Source organism: Actinocrispum wychmicini, assembly GCF_004345645.1.
Classification (GTDB): domain Bacteria; phylum Actinomycetota; class Actinomycetes; order Mycobacteriales; family Pseudonocardiaceae; genus Kibdelosporangium; species Kibdelosporangium wychmicini.
The window spans coordinates 65371-87254 of the sequence record NZ_SLWS01000008.1; the positions used below are offsets into that span (position 1 = coordinate 65371).

Genomic DNA, 21884 nt, shown 5'->3' on the forward strand with positions numbered 1-21884 from the left:
CCTATCTCCTGGGCGCGGCCGTCGGGGCGGCAGTGTGGATCAAAAGCTCGTCCACCACCTGGCTGGCCTGCTGCTGGTTCAGCTCCGCGTCCGGCGTGAGCACGAGACGGTGCCGCAACACCGGGTGGGCCACGTCCTTCACGTCGTCCGGGATCACGTAGTTGCGGCCGTGCGTGGCCGCGAACGCCTGAGCCGCGCGGATCAGGGCGATGCTGCCACGCGGGCTGGCGCCGTACCGGACCGCCGGATGCGTCCGGCTCGCCTCGACCAGCCGGACCGCGTACGAGACGATCTCCGGCGCCAGATGGGACCGGCGCACCTCGGCGATCACCTGCTGCAGGTCACCGAGACCGAGCACCGCAGGCAGCTCGTCCGGGCTCACCCCGGCGCAGTCGCCCAGCACCACCCGCACCTCGTCGTCATGGTCGGGATAGCCGATCTCCAGTCGCATCAGGAACCGGTCCAGCTGCGCCTCGGGCAGCCGGTACGTGCCCTCCAGCTCGATCGGGTTCTGGGTCGCCACCACCAGGAACGGCCGTGGCACGTCGTGGCTGACCGAGTCGACCGTCACCTTGCGCTCGGCCATCACCTCCAGCAGCGCCGACTGGGTCTTCGGGGTGCCGCGGTTGATCTCGTCGGCGAGCACCACGTTGGCGAAGATCCCGCCGGGGTGGAACTGGAACCGTTCCGCGCCCTGGTGGTAGACCATCACGCCGGTGATGTCGCCGGGCAGCAGGTCCGGGGTGAACTGGATGCGGTTCCACCGGCCGCTGACACTGGCCGCGACACACCGCGCCAAGGTCGTCTTCCCGACTCCCGGCACGTCCTCCACCAGCAGGTGGCCCTCGGCGAACAGGGCCGCCACCGCCAGCCGGACGACGTTCGGCTTTCCGCGCATCACCGACTGGATGTTGTCGGCGATCATCTGATACGCGGCCCCAGGTGTGGGTGTCACGAAACCTTGCCTTTCCTTCTCTTGCGACGCAACGCCGCCAGCGCGGTGACCGGCAACAGCCAGACGACCCCACCGATCTCCGGCACGACCTGGATGTCATCCGAATCGGTCCCGCCCGCGCTGGTGATGGTGGCGTGGAACGGCACCGCCCCGGCCCACCCGCCGTGCGGGAAGGTGATGACGGTGTTGCCGGAACAGCGGACCGGAGCGGACGGGGTTCCGCCGTTGGCGCTGACCTGGCAGGTCGCCGGCGAGCCCTTGTCGTCGGCCTTGACCGTCACCTTGAACGTGGTGTTGGACGACACCACCTTAAGGATCTTCACGGTGGGCGGCAGCGCGGGGACGTTGGCGGAGCCGGGCGCGCCGGTGACGTTCGGCGAACCGGACGGGCCGAACCTGGTCACCGCGCGGACCGTGACCGCGCCAGCGATCCCGGTGAACTGGGTGGACGTCGCCGTCAGCTGGCGGTCGGCCTGGCCCTGCGCGCTCACCTGGTAGTGCACCAGCGTGCCGCCGCCCAGGTCGGGCTGGTTCCAGCTCACCGACACCGTGCCACCGGCGTCCCTGTTCGCCGAGACGCTTGGTGCGGCCGCTGGGCGCTGCGGGATGACCGCGCCGCTGCTCGCACCCGGACCTCGGCCGGCGGAGTTCTGCGCCACCACGGTGATCACGTAGGACGTGCCGTTCTTCAGTCCGGACACGGTGGCGCTCCGGGCGGACCCGCCGACTGTCGTCGACCCGCCAGGCCAGGACACCAGGTACGCGGTGACCGCGGCGCCGTTCGCGGCGGCAGGTTTCCAGTTCACGGTGGCCGAGCCGTCCTTGGCGGCCGCGGAGACCCCGCCTGGCGCACCTGGCACGGTCGCGGCGGCGACCGGCGGCGGGTTGGGTTTCACCGGCTGGCGCGGTGGCTCTGACTTCTTCGGCTCTTCCTGGGGCGGCGCCGGGGTGTTGTTGCCGCTCGACGGCGGCGCGGCGGCCTGGGTGGCGCCACCGGGCGCCGGGGCGACTGTCACGTCGGCCACCGTGCCGCTGTCGCTGTTGACCACCAGCAGGTGCGAGCCGTCCGGGCTGTCCACATAGATCTTGCGGTCCTCGCCACGGGCCAACCGCGGCGCCCCGCCCTCGCCGGGCACCTTCGTGGTGCTCTTACGCACCCCGTTGCTGTCGTAGGTCAGCAGCTCGTTGCGCGTCTGGTCGACCAGCGCGATGGTCCGCGCGGTGGCGACCGGCCCGGCGAACTTGCCGTCCTTCGGCAGGTCGACCGCGACGGGCTTGACCGTGGGACGGTTCTGCAGCCCGGCGGTGTCGATCAGGTGCAGCCGGTTGCGCTCCGGGTCGACCACGGCCAGCCGGCCGTCCACAGTGCCGCTCGCGACCAGGGCCGTGGCCGGCAGGTCGACGCCGATGGCGGTGGGCTCGCCGAACCCGTCCTTGCTGATCCGGCGCAGGGTTTTCGCCGTGATGTCCACGACCGCGGGCTGGTCGTCGACCACGGTCAACGACCCGGTGTGGCCCTCGGGCAGCTGCGCGGGGCAGGCCAGCCGGGTGGCCGCTTTCGGCAGTTCGCACAGCGCGCCGCTGTCGATCCGGTGCAGCCACACGGTCGCCCCGTCCGAGCTGCGCTCACCCGTCGCCACGGGCGTCGACAGCGGGCCACCCGCCGGGACGGTCGCGGGCGGGTCGCCGAGCCGGACGATCTGGCCGGCGTTGCGGTACACCAGGTACGGGCCGCCGGCGACCTCCAGCACGGCCGGCTGCTCGGTGGCCGGGGGAGCGGTGGCGTTCTCCACGCTCAGCGTCGACTTGTTGAACTCGGTGATCCGGGACCGTTCGACCACATAGCCCGAGTGGTCGCCCTGCACGACCTGGCTGCCGCGTTCGACGCCGGGCACCGGGACCTGGGCGTCCACTTGGTTGGTCGATCCGTCCACGTGGAACGCCGACTCCAGCCCGTCGTTGTAGACCCAGTGCCCCACCTGGACGAAATCCAGTCCTGGGGGTGTCGCGGCCTGGCCGGAAACGGCCACGCCGACCAGCCCGGCGCTGCCGGCGAGCAGCACCGCGACCGCCAGGCGCGTGCGTGCCGTGGCGTTGAGCCGGCGGCGACCCGACCGCTTCGAGCTCGTCGATGACATGGTCACGCGGCGACCCTAGTGATCACGGATACAGCGCCGGTACATCCGGCCACTGTGATCCGAACTCCGGATCCGAACTGCGTTCATATTCAGCACGCTAGCAACTCGCCGTGGGTCCGACCAGCGTGGGCCCGGTGTCATCGAAATCTCACGTTCGCCGTGCAGTCTGACACAGACAAGGACCGGAGGAGGCTGCCAAGGTGACCGGTTTCGGTGTGCCACAGGGCGAACAAGGCAGTGCGTACGCGCCACCGCGACCGGTGCCGGCCACCCAGCCGGTCGCCACCGTCTTCGCCGCTCCGGCAGCCCTGGGATCGACGGCCGCGGCACGCGAAGCCGCTCTCACCGCGCTGGCCACTGCTCGATCTGCCAGCCAGCCGCCGTCGTTCGTGTCGTCGACCGGGGTCGGCCCAGGACCGGGAACGCCGCCCCCACCACCGTCACCACCGTCACCACCGCCGTCCGCGCCGGGGAAGCGTCGAACAGCCGGCCCGCTCGGCGCGATCCGCGTCCTGCAGATCGTCTGCTGGCAGCTGATGCTGGTCGCCGTCGTCCTCGTACTGGATCAACGGTGGCCGACGATCGCGGCGGTCGGCGTGGCGGCGGCTGTCGTCGTGGCACTGACCGCGGTGCGCGTCCGTGGACGTTGGCTGTACGAGTGGGTCGCGCTGTGCGTGCGGTATCTGCTGCGGGACCGTGTCCGTGATCTGACCGCAATGGACGGGAGCGGACCGGCGCTGCTCCGGCTGATCTCCCCGGAGACGACAGGCATCGACGGGACCGTCAACGGCGACCCGGTGTACATGGTCAGCCGGGCCGCCGGGATCACCGCCGTCCTGCAGCCGACGTCCACCACGCTGGACTCGGCCGAGGCGATGCCCGCTCCGCAGCAGCTCCTGCCAGCACAGGACGAACAAGCGCTTGCTTTTGTCGCCCAGGTGATCCACCACGCCGGCCTCAACCGGGCTCGCCACCCGCGGATCTGGGTTGCCCTGCAGGCGTTGCGCACTGTCGACGTGCATCGGGACGCTGACGTCCAGCAGGTGCTCGGCAATGCCGTCCGCCGGGTGCGACGCCGGCTGCGCCGGGACGGCCTCCCGGTCCGGCCCCTGGCCGAGTACGAGACGCTGGGCATGCTCGCCGCGCTGGCGCACGTGAACGCCGGCCGGGGACAGGTCCGCGAACGGTGGCGGCAGTGGCACAGTGGACCGATCACGCAGGCGGCGTTCCGGCTCGACGGCTGGAGCGAGCTCACCGCACCGGTCGCCGCCCAGCTGCTGCGCTGGCTGTTGACGGCCGCGCCACAGGCCGCGGTGACTGTGTCCGTCACCGCGCGCCAGTCGCCCGCTGACGTCGAGCCGGTGGTCACGGCCTCGATGCGGATCGCGTCCGTCGGCCCCGCGGCTTTGGAGAGCGCGAGCGGCCAACTGTCCCGGCTGGTCCGCGCGTGGGGGGTGAGCATGGCCCGGCTCGACGGCGAGCACGCCTGGGGAATGGCCCACACGCTGCCGATCGGCATCGCTCACTGACTCAGCCGGTAGAGCGTGCCGTTCTTGACCGCGAGCACGGTCGCGCCGGTCGTGTTCGGACTCGCGACGGCTTGCCAGGTCACGCCGTCCGGTGTGGTCGGTGGCTGGTCGGCTGTGCGTGGCAGGCTGGTGATGCCGGCGCCGGTGACGGTCTTGGTGGCGTCGACGACGAGGACGCAGTCGGGTGGGGTTCCGTCGATGACGGCCGATCCAGTGATGATCACGTCTCCGGTCACCGTGCTGGTGTCGATTTCACCGTGCGTCGGCCCGGTCGCAGTGGTCGGCAGCGGCTGGGCGGCGGCGAGGTCGACGTGATCGCCGAGTTCGGGACCGTGGCAGCCGAGGGTGAACGAGTCCGAGAACGGATAGGCGTGCAGCGCTTGGGCGGCTGGGGCGGCGCGGCGTTGGATGCGCAGGGCGTCGAGCGTTTTGGGTGCGTCGACGCGGAATGCCACCGCGGCGAGGTTGAGGGGCACGTAACTGCGTCTCACGTTGTCGGCCTTCACACCACCTATCGCGTGTGTGGCGAGCGCGACGGCGGCGACGGACGTGACCACGTAACGATGTGGCCATTGTGGACGGTTCAATGCGGCCAAAGCCAACAGCGCCACGGTCGCGAGCGCCGAGACGAGGACGTATCGGCTGACGAGACCGACATTGCCGCCGGGCACCAGACTTGTCGTACGTCCGAGGGCGAGCATGACGGCCAAGGCGACGCTGTAGCCGGCCAGACCGACCCAACCGGCCCGCGCTTTCGTCCTGCCGAAGAGAAGTGCGAGCAGGGCAAGGGTTACGGCGCCGGCGATGACAGCGATCGTGGGATTGTCGGCCGACCACAGCCCACCGACGGCAGCCCCGACCACCGACAGTCGCCCGTCGGGATCGAACGCCGACGTCGCCAGCGACTGGGGCCCGGCCGGTTTGGTGACCCACCAAGCGGAAACGACGACAACGCCGATGGCGAGCGGTACGACAACGCGCGTCCGGCCGTCCCCGCGAAGCCAGGCGACCAGGCCGAGCACGAACCAGACCGGCAGCGCCGCCCCAAAGCTCAGACACCCCAACAACGCCGCTGTGTAAGCGATCCAACGACGCCCGCGGTGGGCGGACGCGATCGCGACCGTACTGAAGAACACCGCCGGCACCCAGCTCATGCCGTTGGTTCCCTGCAGCCATAACTCGGCGGCGTGCGACGACAGCAACACCCACGAGGCCCCAGCGGTCAGCGCCGCCTTGGTGACGGGTGAAAAGGGCAGCATCGAGCGCAGCGCGAGAACGATCCCCACGACCAACAGGACAGTGACGACGGTCAAAACCCGGTTGTCGCCGCCGAACCAGGCCGCGTCGACCCAGAACAGCACGGACGGGATGACGAACGGCTGGTCCAGGTGGTTGGTGAACACCTGCCCGAGCAGCAGGTGACCGCCGTCGTCGGTGACCTTCTCCAGGACATGCCAGTAGTCGGGCAGCACGTGCATCCGCGGCGCACGAACCGCCGACAGCAACGCGAGCCCACCCGGAACCGCGGCGAACAACCACAGCGCGGCAACGCCGAACCACGGCCGGCTTGGCGGCTCCGGACCAACTGGAACGTCCGCGTCCAGGGTGATCGTCGAGGTCTGGGTCACAGCGGCCTGCCGGGGCTCAGCGCGGATGGGGAGGAAAGGCTAGCGGCGGCGGCTGGATCCCAACAGTGGCTAACCCGCGATCAGGTAGCCGATTCCACGGACGGTGTGGATGAGCGGCGGGTCGCTCAGCTTTCGGCGCAGTTGGGCGATGACCACGTCGAGCACGTTCGACGCCGGGTCGGCCATCTCGTCCCACGCGTGCGAGATCAGTTCCTGCCGGGCCACCGGCCGTCCCGGCGTGGTCATCAGCCGTTCGAGGACGAGTTGTTCCTTGCGGGTCAACGTGAGCAGCACGCCGGCCCGGACCACGCGCTGCCGGGCGCTGTCCAGTTCGACGTCCGCGCAGCGCAGCACCGCCGGCCGGCCGGTCGGGCCGCGCCGGCACAGGGCGCGCACCCTGGCCACCAGTTCCGCCATGGCGAACGGTTTCACCAGCAGGTCGTCGCCGCCGAAACGCAGCCCGTCGAGCCGGTCGGCCTCGCTGTCCCGTGCGGTCAGGAACAGCACCGGCACCTGCAAGCCGCCCTGGCGCCGATGGTGCACGTACCGGAGCGCGTCGCCGGACGGGAGCATCCGGTCGAACACCGCGCAGTCGTACGAGTTGACGTACAGTGCCTCGTCGGCGCCGGGCAGATCGGCCGCGGTGTCCACCGCGAACCCGGCGCCTCGCAGGGCCACCTCCACGGCGACCCGCACGTTCTCGTCATCCTCTGTGACCAACACCCGCACACCTGCACGCTAGCGGGCACGCCTCTAGTGCGTTGCGGCTGCCAGCACGTCGTCGACGAGCAGACCGCGCAGTTCGTCCACGTCAGGCATCCGGCCGAGGTGCCGCAGGCGCTGCGCTTGCGCCTTGCGCATGCTCTCGAACAGCCGGCGCGCGTCGCGGGCGTTGCCGAAGTTCGGGTCGTCGGCGATCCGCTCGAAGTAGTCGACCAGCACCTGGTCCGCGGTCCGGTCCAGCTGGTAGTCGCCCGCGGTGACCATTCGGCCGACGATGCCGAGCAGCTCGTCCGGGCTGTAGTTCTCGAACTCGACGGTCTTGCCGAACCGGGACGCCAGGCCGGGGTTGGCGGCCAGGAAGTCGACCATCTCGCCGGTGTAGCCGGCCACGATCACGGCCACCTCGTCGCGGTGGTCCTCCATCAGCTTGACCAGGGTGTCGATCGCCTCCTGGCCGAAGTCGCCGGAGCCGGCCGCCCGGGACAACGTGTACGCCTCGTCGATGAACAGCACCCCACCTCTTGCCTCCTCGAACACCACCGTGGTCTTCTCCGCGGTGTGGCCGATGTACTGGCCGACCAGGTCGCGCCGGGACACCTCACGGAACTGGCCGAACGGCAGCACGCCCATGGCGTTGAGCAGCTTGCCGTAGATCCGGGCCACGGTCGTCTTCCCGGTGCCCGGCGCGCCGGCGAAGATCAGGTGGTGGCTGGCCTGGCCGACCGGCAGCCCGGCCTTCCGCCGCCAGTCGTTCACCTGCAGCTCGTCGACCAGCGCCCGCACCTCGGCCTTCACCCCGGGCAGGCCGATCATGCCGTCCAGCTCGGCGAGCAACGCGTCGAGCTGCTCGTCCACAGGTCCGTCCTGCTTGGCGGCGGTCACCGTGGGCGTGGCGCCGTCCGCCACCGCGATGCCCGGCTGCGCGGTGTTGGCCACCTTGCACGCCTCCACGGTGCCGCCGCAGCCAGCCGCGAACCCGATGCCCACCCCGCGCACGTCACTGACCGAGCAGCGGCGGATCACCGGCGCGCTCTGGTGGGCCACCGCGATGCCCTCCGCGCCGGCGTGCGAGATCTCACAGCCTTCGATGACCGGCCGGGCATATTGGTAGACGTAGATCCCGCGCAGGCCGCACCCGGTTACCGTGCAGTCGCGGATGGTCGGGTCGGCGCCCAGTCCGACGATGACACCGTCGCCGGTCACGTCCGAGATCGTGGTGTCCGTCAGCTGGCCGGGGCAGCCTTCGATGACGATGCCCTGCTCGGCCTCGGTGAGGGTGCACGCGACCACATCGAACGGCGTCGAGCCGCGGACAACGATCGCCGGCCCGCGTCCGCCCGTGATCGTGCAGCGGTGGACGGTGAGCTCGACGTCGTCGACGGCGATAGCGCCGCAGTCGGCGCGTAGGTCGATCCCTTGCAACGTAAGGCTTCCATTGCGGGCGCGGAGCACCGGCCGGCCCACTCCGGTGCCGTCGATGATCACCCGCGCGCCCTGTGCGGCGGCCAACGTGACACGCGCGTTGGTCAGGTCGAGGGTCTCCGCGTACGTGCCCTCGGCGATGGAGATCACCGCGCCGTCGGGACTGTCGGCCAGCGCGTGACCGATCGTGGGATACGCGCCGGGCCGCTGGCCGACCAGGAGGATCCGGCCAGCCATCAGCTGGCCCTGTCCATCAGCCAGCCCCGGTCGGCCGCCTTGGCGCCGGCCTGGAACCTGCTGCGCGCGCCGAGCCGGTTCATCAGGTCCGCGACCATCCGCCGGACCGTACGGACCGAAACGCCCAACCGGGCCGCGGCCGACTCATCGGTGCAGCCCGCGCACAGCAGAGTAAGCAAGTCCCGCTCACGGCAGGTCGGCACCGACGCGTCCGAGACGGCACCCTCCGGAGCCGACGGGATGAGCGGAACCGCCGCCGGCCAGATCCGTTCGAACAACGCCATGGTCGCGGCCACCACACTGGGCTGCCGGAAGACCGCGACACCAGCGCCGTGATCCATCGGCAGCAACGCGATGACCCCGTCCACCACCACGGCCTCCATCGGCACCTCGATGTCGGTCCGCACCTCCGCGCCGGCGCGGGCAAAGCCACCGAGCTGGCCGGACAGCCGCACCGAATCGGGGAACAGGACGCGGTACCGGACACCGCGCCGCAGGTTCACGCGGTCGATCCGGCGGAACGCCCCGATCGACCCGACACCCCCGCTGGCGCTCATCACCACAACGTCCTCGACAGCCGACGCGAGCAGCGCGTCGATCCCGGTGTTCCCCAGCACAGGGCCGCCTCCGGCGACCAGGGTGAGCCCGCCGGACTGCGCGGTGTTCATGATTGGACCTCCATTGCCTTGTCCGGCTGCCACAAGTTCTTTGCCCGGCTGGACGCCGAGTTCGCGGATGATCACGCGCCTGGCTCGGTCGTAGGTGGCCAGAGCGTCGGCCGGCCGGCCCGCCTGGTGCAGGGCTCGTACCAGCCGGGCCCAAGTTCCCTCCCGCAGCGGGTCCTCATCGACCAGCTCGCGGAGCAGTGCTACGGCTTCGGCGTGCCGGCCCAGTTCGAGCCATGTCTCGGCCGTCAGTTCGCGCAGCTCGCGGCGCAGTTCGTCCAGCCTGGTCGCTTCCGCCCGTGCGGCGTCGAAGGTCAGGCCGTGGAACGGGCGGCCCCGCCACAACGCCAGTGCCTCGGCGAGCTGGCCGGCCGCAGTGCTGTGGGCGCCGTCGGCGATGGCCAGGCGGGCGGCCGCGGCCAGCGTCTCGACCTGGTCGGTGTCCAGTTCGCCGGGCAGAACGTGCAGCCGGTAGCCGCCGGGGTGGCTTTCCAGGCGGTCACCGAAGACGGCGCGCAGCCGGCACACGTAGCTGCGGAGGTTGCGGACCGCGGAGGTGGGCGCGTCCTGTTCATGCCAGATCGCGGCGATCAGGTGGTCTATGCTCACCGACGCGTTAGCGTTCAGGAGCAACACGGCCAGAAGCGTGGCTGGCTTCCGTGCACTCAGCTCGATCGGCACGCCGCGGGCGGTGCGTGCCTCGAGTGGACCGAGGACGTGGAAGTGCATGCGCCCACCATCCGCCGGGACACATGAGGTTTTGATGACACGGGTGATGGTCGTCGAGGACGACGAGAATCTGCGGGTGGCGGTGACCGTGCAGCTGAGCGCCGAGGGCCTGCGGGTGGACGCCGCCCACGACATCGCGACCGCGGACCTGGCGTTGCGGGCCGGCGACTACGACTGCGTGGTGTTCGACAGGATGCTGCCGGACGGTGACGCGATCTCGTACGTCCACGCGCGACGGAGGCAGGGGTGGAGCGTGCCCGTGTTGTTCCTCACAGCGCGCGACGCCCTCGCGGACCGTGTGGCGGGGTTCGAGCACGGCGGTGACGACTACTTGGTCAAGCCGTTCTCAGTGGCCGAGTTGACCGCGCGCGTGGCCAACCTCTGTCGCCGTTCCGGGACCGGCCGGCCGGCGGTGCTGCGCCACGACGACCTGGAGATGGACTGCGCGCGCCGCGAGGTACGCCGGGACGGGGTGCTGCTCACCTTGTCCGACAAGGAGTTCGCGGTGCTGGAGTACCTGCTGGCCAACGCCGAGAACGCGGTGGAGCGGGGCCAGCTGATCGAGCACTGTTGGGACACCGGGACCGACCCGATGTCCAACGTGGTCGATGTGGTGGTCAAACGGTTGCGCCGGAAGCTGCGTGAGCCCGAGCTGATCCACACGGTCCGTGGCCACGGCTACCGCCTGGGCTCCGCATGACGGGTTCCGCCGCCGACCGGTTGCGCAGGCTGCGGTGGGCGCTGACCGCGTTGTTCACCACCATGAACATCCTGGGGCTGGTGGCGTTCGCCTGGTGGATCATCAGGGACGACGCCCGGCAGGGCGAGATCCAGACCGACGCGGACCTGTACCGGGTGACGTCGGTGATGAGCAGACAGGTCATCTACAACACGACCGTCAATTTCAGCCTGGTCAACACGGACGACCTGAACAACGGCTGTCCACAGTTCGCGATCATGCCCGGCGGCGCGCCCTCGTTCAAGGCACACTTGTCCAAGAAAGAGTGCGTGCCCATGGACAACGCGGTGCTCAGTGGACTGGCCGCCGACGCGGTGCGCACCGGTCTGGTGACCGGGTACCAGAAGAGCAGCCGCGGCGGCCTGGTCCGGGTACGCGCGGAACGCCTGCTCAACCCGGATCGCCGGCCCATCGGCGCGGTGGTCGCGGTTACCGACATGGGCCCTGTGCAGGACGACCACGAACGGCTGGTGCTGTTCGTCATCGGTGGCTGTGTGGTGCTGGTCGTCGGGCTCGGGCTGGCCGGCCATGTGCTGTCCGGACGGGCGATCCGGCCCGCGGCCGCGGCGCTGCAGCAGCAAGAGGTCCTGCTCGCCGAGACCGCGCACGACCTGCGTACCCCGGTCGCGGCGCTGCGCGCCCTTGCCGAGACGGCACTGCAGAATCCGACCTCGCGGGCCGATCTGCTGCCGCGTACGGTCGACCTGGCTGTTCGGATGGGCGGGATCATCGACAGCCTGCTGGTGCGCGCGCGGCTCGCCGCGGGGGTCGAGCAACTGGCCATCCAACCGGTGTGGCTCGACCAGCTGGTGAGCGGCGTGGTCGAGAACACCCCGGCCGACGGCGCACAGGTCACCGTCACCGCCGCGCCGACCAAAGTGGACGTCGACCCGACCCTGATCCAGCGGGCCATCGGGAACCTGCTGGACAACGCGCTGCGGTACGGGCGGCAGCCAGGTGCGACCGCCATCGTGCACATCACGGTCCGGGCGGGCACGGTCACCGTCGCCGATCACGGTCCGGGCATCGACGCCACACTCGCGGAAGCGGCCTTCGACCGGTTCTCCAGCACCGGCGGGTCATCCGGGTTGGGGTTGTCGGTCGTGCGCTGGGCGGCCGAGGCACACGGCGGCACGCTGTCGGTGTACAACGCCGTCGAGGGCGGCGCCATCTTCGAGCTGCGTCTGCCGGTCAGCGGACCGTGATCTCCTCGAACGGCGGCAGGCTGACCCAGTCGGCGTCCAGCTGGTAGGCCAGGTAGTAGCGGTAGGTGCCGGGCTGGTCGAACCGGCCCGTCCACTCGACCTGCCGTGGGGTGGTGTCGAGCTGGATGTTCGTCCGCTCGGGGAAGTCGTGGTACGTCCCCGCCTCGTCGCGCACCTTGACGGTCAGCCTGCGCAGCGTGATTCGCCGGTCGGTGCTGATGGTCGCGCGCACAGTGACCGTGTTCCCCGCGGCGGGCGCGGCGGGATCGATGTCCAAAGTGCCCGCGATGGTCACCGCGCGGTTGCTCGGCGCGCCGATCTGGATCAGCTCCGGCTCGCTCAGCTTCGCCAGCAGGACGACAGCGAGCGCGACGACCACGGCGGCCGCGGCCAGGTATATCCACAATGGACGCATGCGGCGGTTACCCGTAGCGCACGGTGTGGACGTGACCGTGCTGCTCGGCGTACTGCTTGAGCTGCCCGTCGTACGAACGGGAGCCGAGCAGCATCCACGCCTCGGCGGTGTCCTTCACCACCACGATCGGCCCGCCGCCGGGCGGCGGCACCGCGTCCGGGTCGCCGGTCGCCAGCCAGCGGGCGGTGGTGTAGCCGAACACCCACGCCCACCCCACGTCGACGATCTCGTCGTCGGGGAACAGCGCCAGCGGCTCGTCCGGCGAGTCGATCCGGGCGAGCGTCGTCAACGCGATCTCGCGGGCCGGGGCGAACTCCATTGCCCTGTCTCCCTCTTTCGTGGTCCTGGTCCAGTGTGCCGACGGCGGTGCCGCCGCACGGCCACGTGTCCGGTTACGGCCACACCTGCTACTCCAGGGTAGTGCTGGCCCTCGCACCGGCCGCGGTCAGCGGGCTCACTCATAACTGGGTGGTGTCGGCGGCGGTATCGGTTCGCTCGGCCGACGCCAGGGCGTCCCCAGCGAACCGGACCTGCTCAGTGCGGTGTACTCCAGGTCGGGGTTGATGATCGACGCGATGTCGACACCGGTCGGCGCCGTGGCGTCCGAGCGCAGCCGGCCGACCCGGTCGCTGGCCATCCCGCGCATCCGGCTGGCCACCGACCGGGCCCTAGGCGCGCTGTTGTCCTGGGTGACCAGCATCTCCAGGCCGCAGTCGTACTCGGTCAGCTCGGCGAACGCGTTGACCGACCCGTCGACGAAGTAGACCTCGCCGTCGATGTTGACCGCGTTGAACAGGTGCCCGGAGGCGGGTTTTCCCTGGTCGGTGCGTTTGCCGTGGATGATCGCCCGCGCACCCGGGCCGAGCTCACGCAGCTGCTGGACCACGTCGTTGATGGACCCGACGGCCTGGAACTGTTGCCCCGACAGCCCGACCGCGGCGGCGATCCGCGCGGCCCAGCCGCGCCGGTCCGTCAGCCGGCCCAGCGTGTCGTGTGATGTCGTGGCAGTACCCGCGAGGTGCTGATCGGTCAGCACCGCCGCCATCTGGCAGTGCATCGGGTCGTTCGCCGAGCTGTTGACGGCCGCCTGCAGGTTCGGCAGGAGTTGCTGGAACTGTTCTTCGGTCGCGTTGTGCGCGTGCACGCCGTCGAACGCCTGCCCCAGCGTCAGCTGATCCTCGGGGGCGAGCTCGTTGTACTGGCGGATCGCGGCGACGAGTTCCTCGCGTGCGACGAGCTCCGCATGGGACTGTCCCGTTCTCGCGGCCGCCTCGACCATGCGGTCCACCTGGTCGGCTTTCGCGGTGACGGCCCTGAGCGCGGCCAGCCGGGCGAGCAGGTCCCGGCTTTCCCCCGGTTGGTCGAGGAGCTGCTGGTACGAGTCGTGGGCCTCGGTGCGGATCTGGCCGGTCGCCGACGTCACGTCCGGGTCGGGCGCGGCCGGTGTCAGGCCCCTGGCCAGGTCGAGCAGCCGGCTCGGGTGCCACCACGGCCGCTGGTCCGGGAGGGTGAGGGCGCTCTCGATCAGGTCGGACAGGTAGGCGTAGAACGCCTCACCCAGGGCGGCCTGCTCGGCGCGGCGCTGTACGTCGGCCGGTTCGGCGGCTTCGTCCTCAGCCGCCAGTTCCCTGTGCTTGAATCGGCGCTCGATGACCGGAACCAGCGCCTCGGCGGCCGCGGAAGCGGCAGTGGGCACGACAATGTCAGGAATGCCGAGCGGGATGGTCACGGCCGCGGTGGCGGCAAGTTTCGCCCCGCCGGTCACCGCGCCGGTGCCCAGGAAGAGCCAGGAGGAGAGAGCTGGCGGCCGCTGCTGACCCTCCGGGGCCGCCCATTCGGCCTGCTGCGCCAGTTCGAGCAGCTGCTCGGGGTTCACCAGGGCGGCGACGAGGTCGTTGGCCGCCAGGTTGATCAGGACCGCCCGCACCATCTCGTGCCGCAGTTCGGTGACCTCCTGCTCCCGCGCCATCTGGTCGTGGAGCCTGCGTTCGTCCTTGGCGTCCTGGTCGGCGACGAACTGGACGGCACTGGTGAGCCCGGTCGCCACGAAGTTGGTGACCCCCTGCGCCACCCGGAGCGTGAAGTACTCCAGGAACGCGGATAACGGCCGTGAGATCCAAGACGGGTCCGCGACGTCCGGCTTGCCGTTGGGCACCAGCCCCCGGCCGACGGGCTGCGCTCCCTCGTTGAGCTCCCGGCCGAAGAAGGACCATCTGCTCGCCCGGGTCGGCGGTTTGGCCGGCTCCTCTTCGGCGGGCTTGGCCGGCGCGATGGGCTTCGTCTCCTCACGCCCCTGGGTGGGGACGCCGGCCCGTCGGTTGGCCTCCTGCTCCACCAGATCGAGAAAACTGTGCCCGACCTCGAACAACTCTTGCTCGTCCTGGACGCGCGCAGCCAGGACCTCCTCGGTGACCCGGCTGGTCCGGCCCACCTTGTCGGTCATCTTCTGCCGTGCCAGGTATCGGTCGGCGATCCAGCCGAGGACGGTCGGCGACCAGCTCGCGGCCACCAGTGAACCAGTAAGGAGGGGGCCGCCGAGTTGCGCGGTCGCGCCGGCGCCGACCGATCCGCCGACCCCGGAGGTCAACCGCCGCATCAGATACCGCCACCTCTTGACCGCGACGGACTCCTCTTCGACGGGTTCCCTCTGCTCGGGCGTGAAGTCGCCCGGGGCGACGTCCGCCACCGGCTGACCGGTGGCGATGCTCTCCCGAATCGCGGCCAACCGTGCCATCAGGTAGCGGACGTTGGCCTCCCGCAACGGTTCGATCGCTTCGGTCAGTGCGCGGTTGGTGGCTTCCTGCTTCGCCGACTTCGTGATGTCCTCGTGGACGGCGACCGGCCGGTCCCAGATTCCCTGTCCCAGGGAACGGAGGACCGTGAAAGCCAGCAACGAGTACGCGGGCGCCGTACTTAGCCCAGTGGCCAGGAAGTACGCGGTGTTCGACGCGCTGCCGGTGAGGATCCGCGTGGTCGTGTGCGCCAGGAAGCCGGGCAGGGCGTCGGGCTTCGGCGCGTACTTCCGAACCGCGTCCCGCAGCTCGTCACTGTCCAACAAGGACATTCGTCGTTCGGCGCCGTCCTGGTGCGGCGCCAGGCCCATTTCCTTGATGGTCTCGCGGATCGCGTCCCGCAGCCGGCCCCGCCTCGGCGGCAGCGGGTGATCGGCCAACGCGTTGGCGAGCGCGCGGAGCCGCGCGACCCGGCCCTGGTCGGTCGGGCTCAGCTGCGGGTCACCGGACGGGTCGGCGTCCACACTCAGCATGTCAGTCGCACTGGCCAGCTGGGTCGCGGCGGACGTGAGCGCCTCCTGCACGACGAGGGGGACGGCGTTGCGATCGGCCCGACTGGATACGACGACCTCGACCGACCCGTTTCGATAGTCCACTGTGAACTGCCCCACCTGGTGCGCGCTCAGCTCACCGGCCCGCAAGGTGACGGTGAACGTGTTGCCGTCGTGGTCGGTGACCAGGTAGCCGTTGTTCTGCCGCTCGACCGAGCGCACGTCGGCGTTCTGGAGCGCGCGGTGCGCGAGGGCCTCCATCGCCCTTTGGTTGGCCCGGTTCCGCAGGTGCAGCGATTCGGATTCGTTGATGCCGACGGGTCCGTTGGCCAGCTCGGCGGCCACTGTGGCGACCACCTGAACCGTGACCGCCGTCGCCGAGTCACGGGTCGCGCGGTTCGACACGATGATCTCCACCGAGTTCCGCGTGTGGTCCACTGTGTACTGTGCGACGAGGTTCCCGCTCAGCTCGCCGGCTCGTACGCTGGCGGTGAAAGTGTTGCCGTGCCGATCCGTGACCGTGTAGCCGGGACCGTTGGTCTGGCTTTCGACCGAGCTCATCCCGGCGTCTCGGGCGGCGTTCTGCAGCGCCTGGTGCGCGTACGCGTGGACATCAGCTTGATGTTCGCCGTTTCGCAAGCTCAAAGCCGGGGTTTGCTCGACGCCGAAGGTGGTCCCGTTGGTACGGCCCTGCGGGGCGGGGCCGGTGCGTTGCGGGTGTGCGCTCGGCGTGGTCGCCTGCCGGGCGCCGTTGTCCTCGGTGACGAGGATTTCGACGCCGTCGTTGAAGTTGGTGATGTCGGCGAAGGTGTTGTTCTGTCCGTCGATGAAGTAGATCTCGCCGTCGATGTTGATGGCGTTGAAGAGGTGTCCTGGGGTGGGGGTGCCGTTGACGGCGCGCATACCGTGGACGATTGCTCGGGCGCCGGGGCCGAGTTCTCGTAGCAGGGTGACGATGTCGCCGAAGTGGTTGACGGGTTGGAACTGTCCGTTGGGTTGTCCGGCTGCGGTGGCGAGCTGGTGGCGCCAGTCGGATCCGTCGTCGGGTTGGGCGGGGTGGGCGCCTGGTGGGTGGGGTGGGTGGCCGAAGCGGCCGGCGAGGGCTTGGTCTGTTTGTAGTGCGGTTTGTGTGCAGTTGAGTTGGTAGCCGTCGTGGGTGTGGAAGTTGGGGTTGATGTTGTGGAGCCAGGGGAAGATCCGCTCCAGTAGTCCGGTGGGTGCGTTGCTTTCGGGTACGCCGTCCGGCTGGACACCAGGCGCTGGATCGGTCACACCTTCCGGGGCGGGCCGGGTGTTTTCCGTTGCGGCAACAGCCAACCCCTCAGGACCGTTGTGCAGCACAGTGTGTACACCGAGTCCGACGAGCCCCTCGGCGAACTGGTCGGTCACCCGGCCGGTGAACAGGTAGACCAGTTTCGGGGCCTCTGTGCGTTCGCGCAGGACCTGGCCGAGCAGCGCCTCGATGCGCCCGGTTTCCCTGATGTCGATCCATACCTCGGTGCCATCGGCGAGCCGCCCGCGAAGGGAGGTCGGGTCGGCGGTGTCGCGTGGGCCGTCGATGACCAGGCCGGGCAGGCCCAGTTCGGCTTTCTGCTCGGCGGACAGGTTGGTCAGTGCCTGCGCGACCTGGTCGGCCGGCAGGGCCGGGGCCGGTTCGACGGGCTCGGTCGGCTTCTGCTCGGTGGGCTCCGGGACGGTGTGCTGTCGGTCGGCGGCGAGCTCCGGCCGGAACGGGCTGAGTTTCCCCGCCGGTGGCTTGTACTGGCGCGGCGCGTGGTGCCATGGCAGTTCGGCGTCGGTGAACGGCAGCAGGGCGATCGCCTGCGGCCACGAGGGCAGAACCATGAGCTTGCCGGTGATCGGGTCCAGGAACGCGACCCCTTCCCGGTCGTGGACCACGAAACCCCGGTGTACCTCGATCTGCCCGTCCGCCCTCGTGACGGCCACGTCCATCACGGCCATCGCGTTGTGCGGCCGGTCGTTCATCGCCAGGATGACGCTGTCGTAGGAGTCGTGGTCGCTCCAGTACCCGCCCAACAGGTCGGCCAGGTACTCCATGCCGGCCGTCCACGTCATCTCGTGCGATGCCTGCGGGGCGGTCACGTTGAACCCCAGCATTCGGCGGACATAGGCCACCACGCTCCGCGTGGGGTCGGCGACCCAGCCGGGCACCCGGCTGTTCGGGTTGACCTTGGACAGCTCCGGGTGTCTCGCCGCGATGAACCGCGCGCCCTCACGTGGGCTCAGGGTGTCGTGCTGGATCGCGGGCAGGGCGTGCAGCTTGTGCGGCCGTGCCAGCGAGTCGTTCGATCTTCCTTGTGGCGCAGGCCCTTGGCCGTTGTCCGGTGCGTCCTCGTGTCGGGTCGCGCCGTTGTCCTCGGTGACGAGGATCTCGACGCCGTTGTCGAAGTTGGTGATGTCGGCGAAGGTGTTGTTCTGTCCGTCGATGAAGTAGATCTCGCCGTCGATGTTTACCGTGTTGAACAGGTGACCCGGGGTGGGGATGCCGTTGACGGAGTTCATGCCGTGGACGATCGCCCGCGCGCCGGGGCCGAGCTCCCGGAGCAGGGTGACGATGTCGCCGAAGTGGTTGACGGGTTGGAAGTGTCCGTTGGGTTGTCCGGCTGCGGCGGCGAGCTGGTGGCGCCAGTCGGACCCGTCGTCGGCCTCGGCGGGGTCGGCGCCTGGCGGGTGGGGTGGGTGGCCGAAGCGGCCGGCGAGGGCCTGGTCGGTGTGCAGGGCGGTTTGTGTGCAGTTGAGTTGGTAGCCGTCGAGGGTGTGGAAGTTGGGATTGATGCTGCTGAGCCAGGGGAATATGCGTTGGAGTAGTCCGGTGGGTGCGTTGCTTTCGTGTACGCCGTCCGGCTGGACACCGGGCGCCGGATCGGTCGACTGGATGTCCGGGGCGGTGTGCGTCGCGAGCGGCTCCAGGGACTTGAGCTGCTCCGGCCGCAGCAACGGCCGCGCGGTGTTCTCGGTGGTCCAGATACTCTTGGTGGCAAGTTTCTGGTTGCCGGTTTTCAGGTCGTACACGTGGATGACCCTGGTGCGACCGGTGTTCGGGTCCACCTGTTCGAGCACCAGGTCCAACTCGTGGTCCTGGTGATTGCCGGATTCCCCGTCAAGGCCGAAGTAGACATTGGCCCGCAGCCGGTAACCTTCCTGGTGTGGACCGAGAATGAGGTCGTTCCGCTCGGCGACGAGGCGGCCGAAGATCCGGTGCACCTCCATCCCGGCGACCCTGCTCCACTCGTCGGAGAACTCCTTCGCGGCCATCCGTTCGTTCTCGACGAGCCGCGCATCCCCAGGTGACTCCGCCCGCGCCGCCTGAGCCTCGGCCAGCTTCGCCCGCAACTCGGCGATCTTCCTGGCGTTCGCCTCGTTGCTGATCCTGTCCTCAGGCGCACGGGAATTGAACTCCCGGGTCGCGTCATCCACAGCCTGCTGCACGCGCCCGGCGATATCGCCGCGAACCCGATGAGCCTCGAACACAGCGGCAACGTCCCGAATGTGCCAAACCCGTGCCCCCGGCGGCAAAAGATCGTGCTGCATCAGCAAAAGCCGCAGCTGAGGCCAAGTCAGGTCGTTCCGCCGAGCGAGGTCACGAAGCGCCTGCTCATTGCCGAGTGCGGCCGCGAGCTGCTCCCGGGTCACCGCGGACTCAGGCAATCCCTGCCCCTTGGCGGCAGGGTTCCCCGGCTTGTGAAACGGCAGCCCGAACTTCCTGACGGCCTCAACGAACCGCCGCCCAGTCGGTGCTCCGGCGGGTGCCGGGGAATTGGAGGCCGGTGTCCGGGCATCCGAGGCATGCTCACCACGGGGAATCTGCTGTCCGTGGGGGGTTTGCTCGGGGTTGGCGGTTTGTTGGCTGGATGGGATTTGCTCGCTGTTGAGGGCCTGCTGGCCGTCGTGGGTTTGCTCGGGGTTGACGGTTTGTTGGCCGGATGGGGTTTGCTCGCCACTCGGGGACTGGTCGCCGTTGAGGGACTGTTGGCCGGGTGAGGTTTGCTCGCGGTCGGCGGTCTGTTCGCCGTTGGGGGACTGGTCGCCTGGCAGGTTAGGTTCGGTGGAAGACTGGTCGCCGGGCAGGTTGGGTTCGGTGGGGGACTCCGCGGCCGTTGCCTCCGCGTCGGCGGTGTCGGACTCGTCGCCGACGTGGGTCTCGTTGGCGGTCGAAGCATCGGTGGGGGTCGCGATGGCAGTCGAGTCGCCGGTGTGGGTTTCGTCGACGGTTGGGTCGCCGGTTTGGGTTTCGTCGGTTGTTGTGGCTTCGTTGGTGGTGTTGGGGTTTGCCCGGTTCGGGTCGGCTTTGGTTTGGCTGGTGGTCGATGGCGTTGTCGACGTCCGGGGTGAGCCCGGTGCCGTTGGGCCGACGAAGGTCGTGATCGGGGTCGCGCCGACCGTCGAGGTGCCGTTGGCTACTGGAGCTGCGGTGTGGTCGCCGGTGGTCTGGTGGGTGGCGGTGTCGCCGGATCGCTGGTTGGTGCCGCTGGAGTCCTGGGTGTTGGTGGTGTGTTGGTCAGTGGCCTGGTGGTCGGTGTCGCCGGTGGCCTGGTTGTTCGTGCTGCCGTCTTCGGTGGAGCCGGTGGCCTGGTTGGAGTCCTGGCCGTGGTCGTTGGCGGTGCCGTCGGTGCTGGTGTCATGGTTGGTGGCGGCATGGTCGGAGTCGGTGCCGTGATCGCCGATGGTGCCGTGATCGCCGATGGTGCCGTCGTCGGTGGTGGTGCCGTGGTTGTCGGTGGTTTGGTTGCCGTTGCCGTTGCCGTTGCCGTTGCCGTTGCCGTTGCCGTTGCCGTTGGTGGTGTCGGTGGCGGTGTCTTGGTTGGTGGCGTTCTGGTTGGTGGTGTCGTGGTTGTTCGCGTCGTGGTTGCTGTTGTCAATGGTGGTGTGGTTGTTGGTGCTGGCCGTGGGGTTTCCGGAGGCGCTGCCGGGGTTGGTTTGGCCGGTGGTGCGGGTGGTTCCGGGCGAGCCTTGTTCTTGTCCTCCGCCCGTCCCATGGTTGTTCGCCCCTGAAGGCGATCCCTTCGCCCCTGATTCCGGCGACGTCTTGCCCGTGGACTGCTCGCCTGACTGGCTCGCGTCGCCCGCCTGGTTCGCGTGGTTCGTCGAGCCGGCTCCTGCCCCTGCCGGGTTCGACGCCGAGTTCGGTGGCGGTGGGTTGTTCGGTGGGTTGTCAGGCGGATTGTTCGGTGGGTCGTCCGGTGGGTTGAGGCGGTCGGAGGCCTCGTGCCAGGATGGCGCCTTGTCCCCGGTGAAGGCGTTGTGCACCTGGTTGCCGCTGTGGTGGGCGTTGCCGCGCATGCCGGCCAGGGCCGCGGACGATATCGCGTTGTCCCGGATGGACGTGACGTAGCCGTGGACGTCGGTGAGCCCGCTCCAGTCGCCTTTCGTGAATCCGTCCACGATGCCCTGGGCTGCCGGGCTGGAGATCGGCGACGTCAGGGCGTTGGGGATCGCGATTTGGGCGAAGGCGTCGACGTCCTTGCCCAACGCCTTGCCCGGCAGTTGGGTGAGTTGGGTGAATCCAGGGACTTTGTGCAGCGCGCTGTTCAACGGCACGCCGACCGCGCCGCCGACGCCGGCAGTGATGGTCTGGGTCGGGTCGTAGTTGTCGCGGTAGCCCTGCTGGATACTCATCTGTTGGCCGGCGTAGTCGATGGCCATTTCTTCGAACGGCTCTTTGAGCAGCATTTCGAAGCCGATCTCGCCGACCTTGCCGAACCGTTCGGCCACACTGGCCACCCGGGCCCCCATCAACGCCACCCGCGCCGCGACCTGGGCGGCCATCCGGCTGGCGAACAGGGTCATCCCGGCCGGGCCGCCCAGGGCGGCCAGCGCGAACAGGCCGACATTGAGGGCGACCTCCGCGACGACCTGGTTCTTGGTGTCGGCGAGTTGGGTCGCGTAGTTCTTGCACTGCGTGGAACGGTCCCGCATGTTCTTGACGAGCGTGTTCATGCCCCCGTTGAGCTTCCGGATGGCCTGGACGTTGGCCCAGCCGGCGGGGTCCGGCCAGGAGGTGTCCAAGCTCGTCGCCCACGTTTCCGCGGCCGTGATGGCTTTCTCCAACGCCTGCGCCGCGTCCTCCCACGCCTGCGCCAACGCCTTCGCGTCCGACTCGCTGTCCGGCGGCCAGAGGGAGTCCTTGGCGAAGTGGTATGCCTTGAGCATCCACCGCCACAGCAGGTTGTTCGGCTCCTCGACGTCCCCGCTCAT

The 21884-nt window shown here is 69.5% G+C and carries 12 protein-coding genes; 3 read left to right on the forward strand and 9 right to left on the reverse strand.

Annotated elements, in window-relative coordinates; translation table 11 throughout:
- Window position 1: 1 nt before the first annotated feature.
- Entirely contained in the window at window positions 2-955 is a 954-nt protein-coding gene (locus tag EV192_RS33305) for an AAA family ATPase (RefSeq protein ID WP_132122569.1), read from the reverse strand.
- Entirely contained in the window at window positions 952-3093 is a 2142-nt protein-coding gene (locus tag EV192_RS33310) for a fibronectin type III domain-containing protein (RefSeq protein ID WP_132122992.1), read from the reverse strand. Before EV192_RS33310 ends, EV192_RS33305 begins: the two co-directional genes overlap by 4 nt.
- A gap of 200 nt (window positions 3094-3293) precedes the next feature.
- Here EV192_RS33310 and EV192_RS33315 point away from each other — a divergent pair, with 200 nt between their 5' ends.
- Complete coding sequence (locus EV192_RS33315; protein ID WP_243727238.1) at window positions 3294-4622, forward strand: type VII secretion protein EccE; 1329 nt, start codon at window positions 3294-3296, stop codon at window positions 4620-4622.
- Here EV192_RS33315 and EV192_RS33320 read toward each other — a convergent pair.
- The 4 genes from EV192_RS33320 to EV192_RS33335 all read right to left on the reverse strand — a co-directional run bounded on the left by EV192_RS33320 (window position 4616) and on the right by EV192_RS33335 (window position 10026).
- Window positions 4616-6250 (reverse strand): DUF2079 domain-containing protein, encoded by a 1635-nt coding sequence (locus tag EV192_RS33320; protein WP_243727239.1) that lies wholly within the window; start codon window positions 6248-6250, stop codon window positions 4616-4618. The two genes, EV192_RS33315 and EV192_RS33320, sit on opposite strands and share 7 nt — an antisense overlap.
- Before the next feature lie 69 nt (window positions 6251-6319).
- Window positions 6320-6979 carry a response regulator transcription factor gene (locus EV192_RS33325; protein WP_132122570.1) on the reverse strand — a complete coding sequence of 220 codons (660 nt, stop codon included), beginning with the start codon at window positions 6977-6979 and terminating at the stop codon, window positions 6320-6322.
- Window positions 6980-7003: 24 nt separating this feature from the next.
- Entirely contained in the window at window positions 7004-8632 is a 1629-nt protein-coding gene (locus tag EV192_RS33330) for a right-handed parallel beta-helix repeat-containing protein (RefSeq protein ID WP_132122571.1), read from the reverse strand.
- Window positions 8632-10026, reverse strand: coding sequence for a BTAD domain-containing putative transcriptional regulator (locus EV192_RS33335; RefSeq protein ID WP_165960757.1), 1395 nt, complete (start codon window positions 10024-10026; stop codon window positions 8632-8634). Before EV192_RS33335 ends, EV192_RS33330 begins: the two co-directional genes overlap by 1 nt.
- Before the next feature lie 34 nt (window positions 10027-10060).
- On the opposite strand from EV192_RS33335, the gene EV192_RS33340 reads away from it, so the two are divergent.
- Together EV192_RS33340 and EV192_RS33345 are read left to right on the forward strand one after the other, a co-directional pair.
- The gene (locus EV192_RS33340) at window positions 10061-10726 is read left to right on the forward strand and encodes a response regulator transcription factor (RefSeq protein ID WP_207926348.1); all 666 of its coding nucleotides are present in this window, start codon (window positions 10061-10063) and stop codon (window positions 10724-10726) included.
- Window positions 10723-11970 carry a sensor histidine kinase gene (locus tag EV192_RS33345; RefSeq protein ID WP_132122573.1) on the forward strand — a complete coding sequence of 416 codons (1248 nt, stop codon included), beginning with the start codon at window positions 10723-10725 and terminating at the stop codon, window positions 11968-11970. Before EV192_RS33340 ends, EV192_RS33345 begins: the two co-directional genes overlap by 4 nt.
- Here EV192_RS33345 and EV192_RS33350 read toward each other — a convergent pair.
- The 3 genes from EV192_RS33350 to EV192_RS33360 form a co-directional block, all read right to left on the reverse strand.
- Complete coding sequence (locus EV192_RS33350) at window positions 11957-12385, reverse strand: hypothetical protein (RefSeq protein ID WP_132122574.1); 429 nt, start codon at window positions 12383-12385, stop codon at window positions 11957-11959. The two genes, EV192_RS33345 and EV192_RS33350, sit on opposite strands and share 14 nt — an antisense overlap.
- Window positions 12386-12392: 7 nt before the next feature.
- Window positions 12393-12704, reverse strand: coding sequence for a YrhB domain-containing protein (locus EV192_RS33355; protein WP_132122575.1), 312 nt, complete (start codon window positions 12702-12704; stop codon window positions 12393-12395).
- 135 nt (window positions 12705-12839) lie between these two features.
- Window positions 12840-21884 (reverse strand): WXG100-like domain-containing protein, encoded by a 9045-nt coding sequence (locus EV192_RS33360; RefSeq protein WP_132122576.1) that lies wholly within the window; start codon window positions 21882-21884, stop codon window positions 12840-12842.

Excerpts from the sequence above, each read along its gene's own strand:
- EV192_RS33360 (WP_132122576.1), bottom strand. The coding sequence starts at position 21,884 with ATGAGCGGGGACGTCGAGGAGCCGAACAACCTGCTGTGGCGGTGGATG.
- EV192_RS33335 (WP_165960757.1), bottom strand. The coding sequence starts at position 10,026 with ATGCACTTCCACGTCCTCGGTCCACTCGAGGCACGCACCGCCCGCGGC.
- EV192_RS33345 (WP_132122573.1), top strand. The coding sequence starts at position 10,723 with ATGACGGGTTCCGCCGCCGACCGGTTGCGCAGGCTGCGGTGGGCGCTG.
- EV192_RS33310 (WP_132122992.1), bottom strand. The coding sequence starts at position 3,093 with ATGTCATCGACGAGCTCGAAGCGGTCGGGTCGCCGCCGGCTCAACGCC.
- EV192_RS33330 (WP_132122571.1), bottom strand. The coding sequence starts at position 8,632 with ATGGCTGGCCGGATCCTCCTGGTCGGCCAGCGGCCCGGCGCGTATCCC.
- EV192_RS33340 (WP_207926348.1), top strand. The coding sequence starts at position 10,061 with ATGACACGGGTGATGGTCGTCGAGGACGACGAGAATCTGCGGGTGGCG.
- EV192_RS33350 (WP_132122574.1), bottom strand. The coding sequence starts at position 12,385 with ATGCGTCCATTGTGGATATACCTGGCCGCGGCCGCCGTGGTCGTCGCG.
- EV192_RS33355 (WP_132122575.1), bottom strand. The coding sequence starts at position 12,704 with ATGGAGTTCGCCCCGGCCCGCGAGATCGCGTTGACGACGCTCGCCCGG.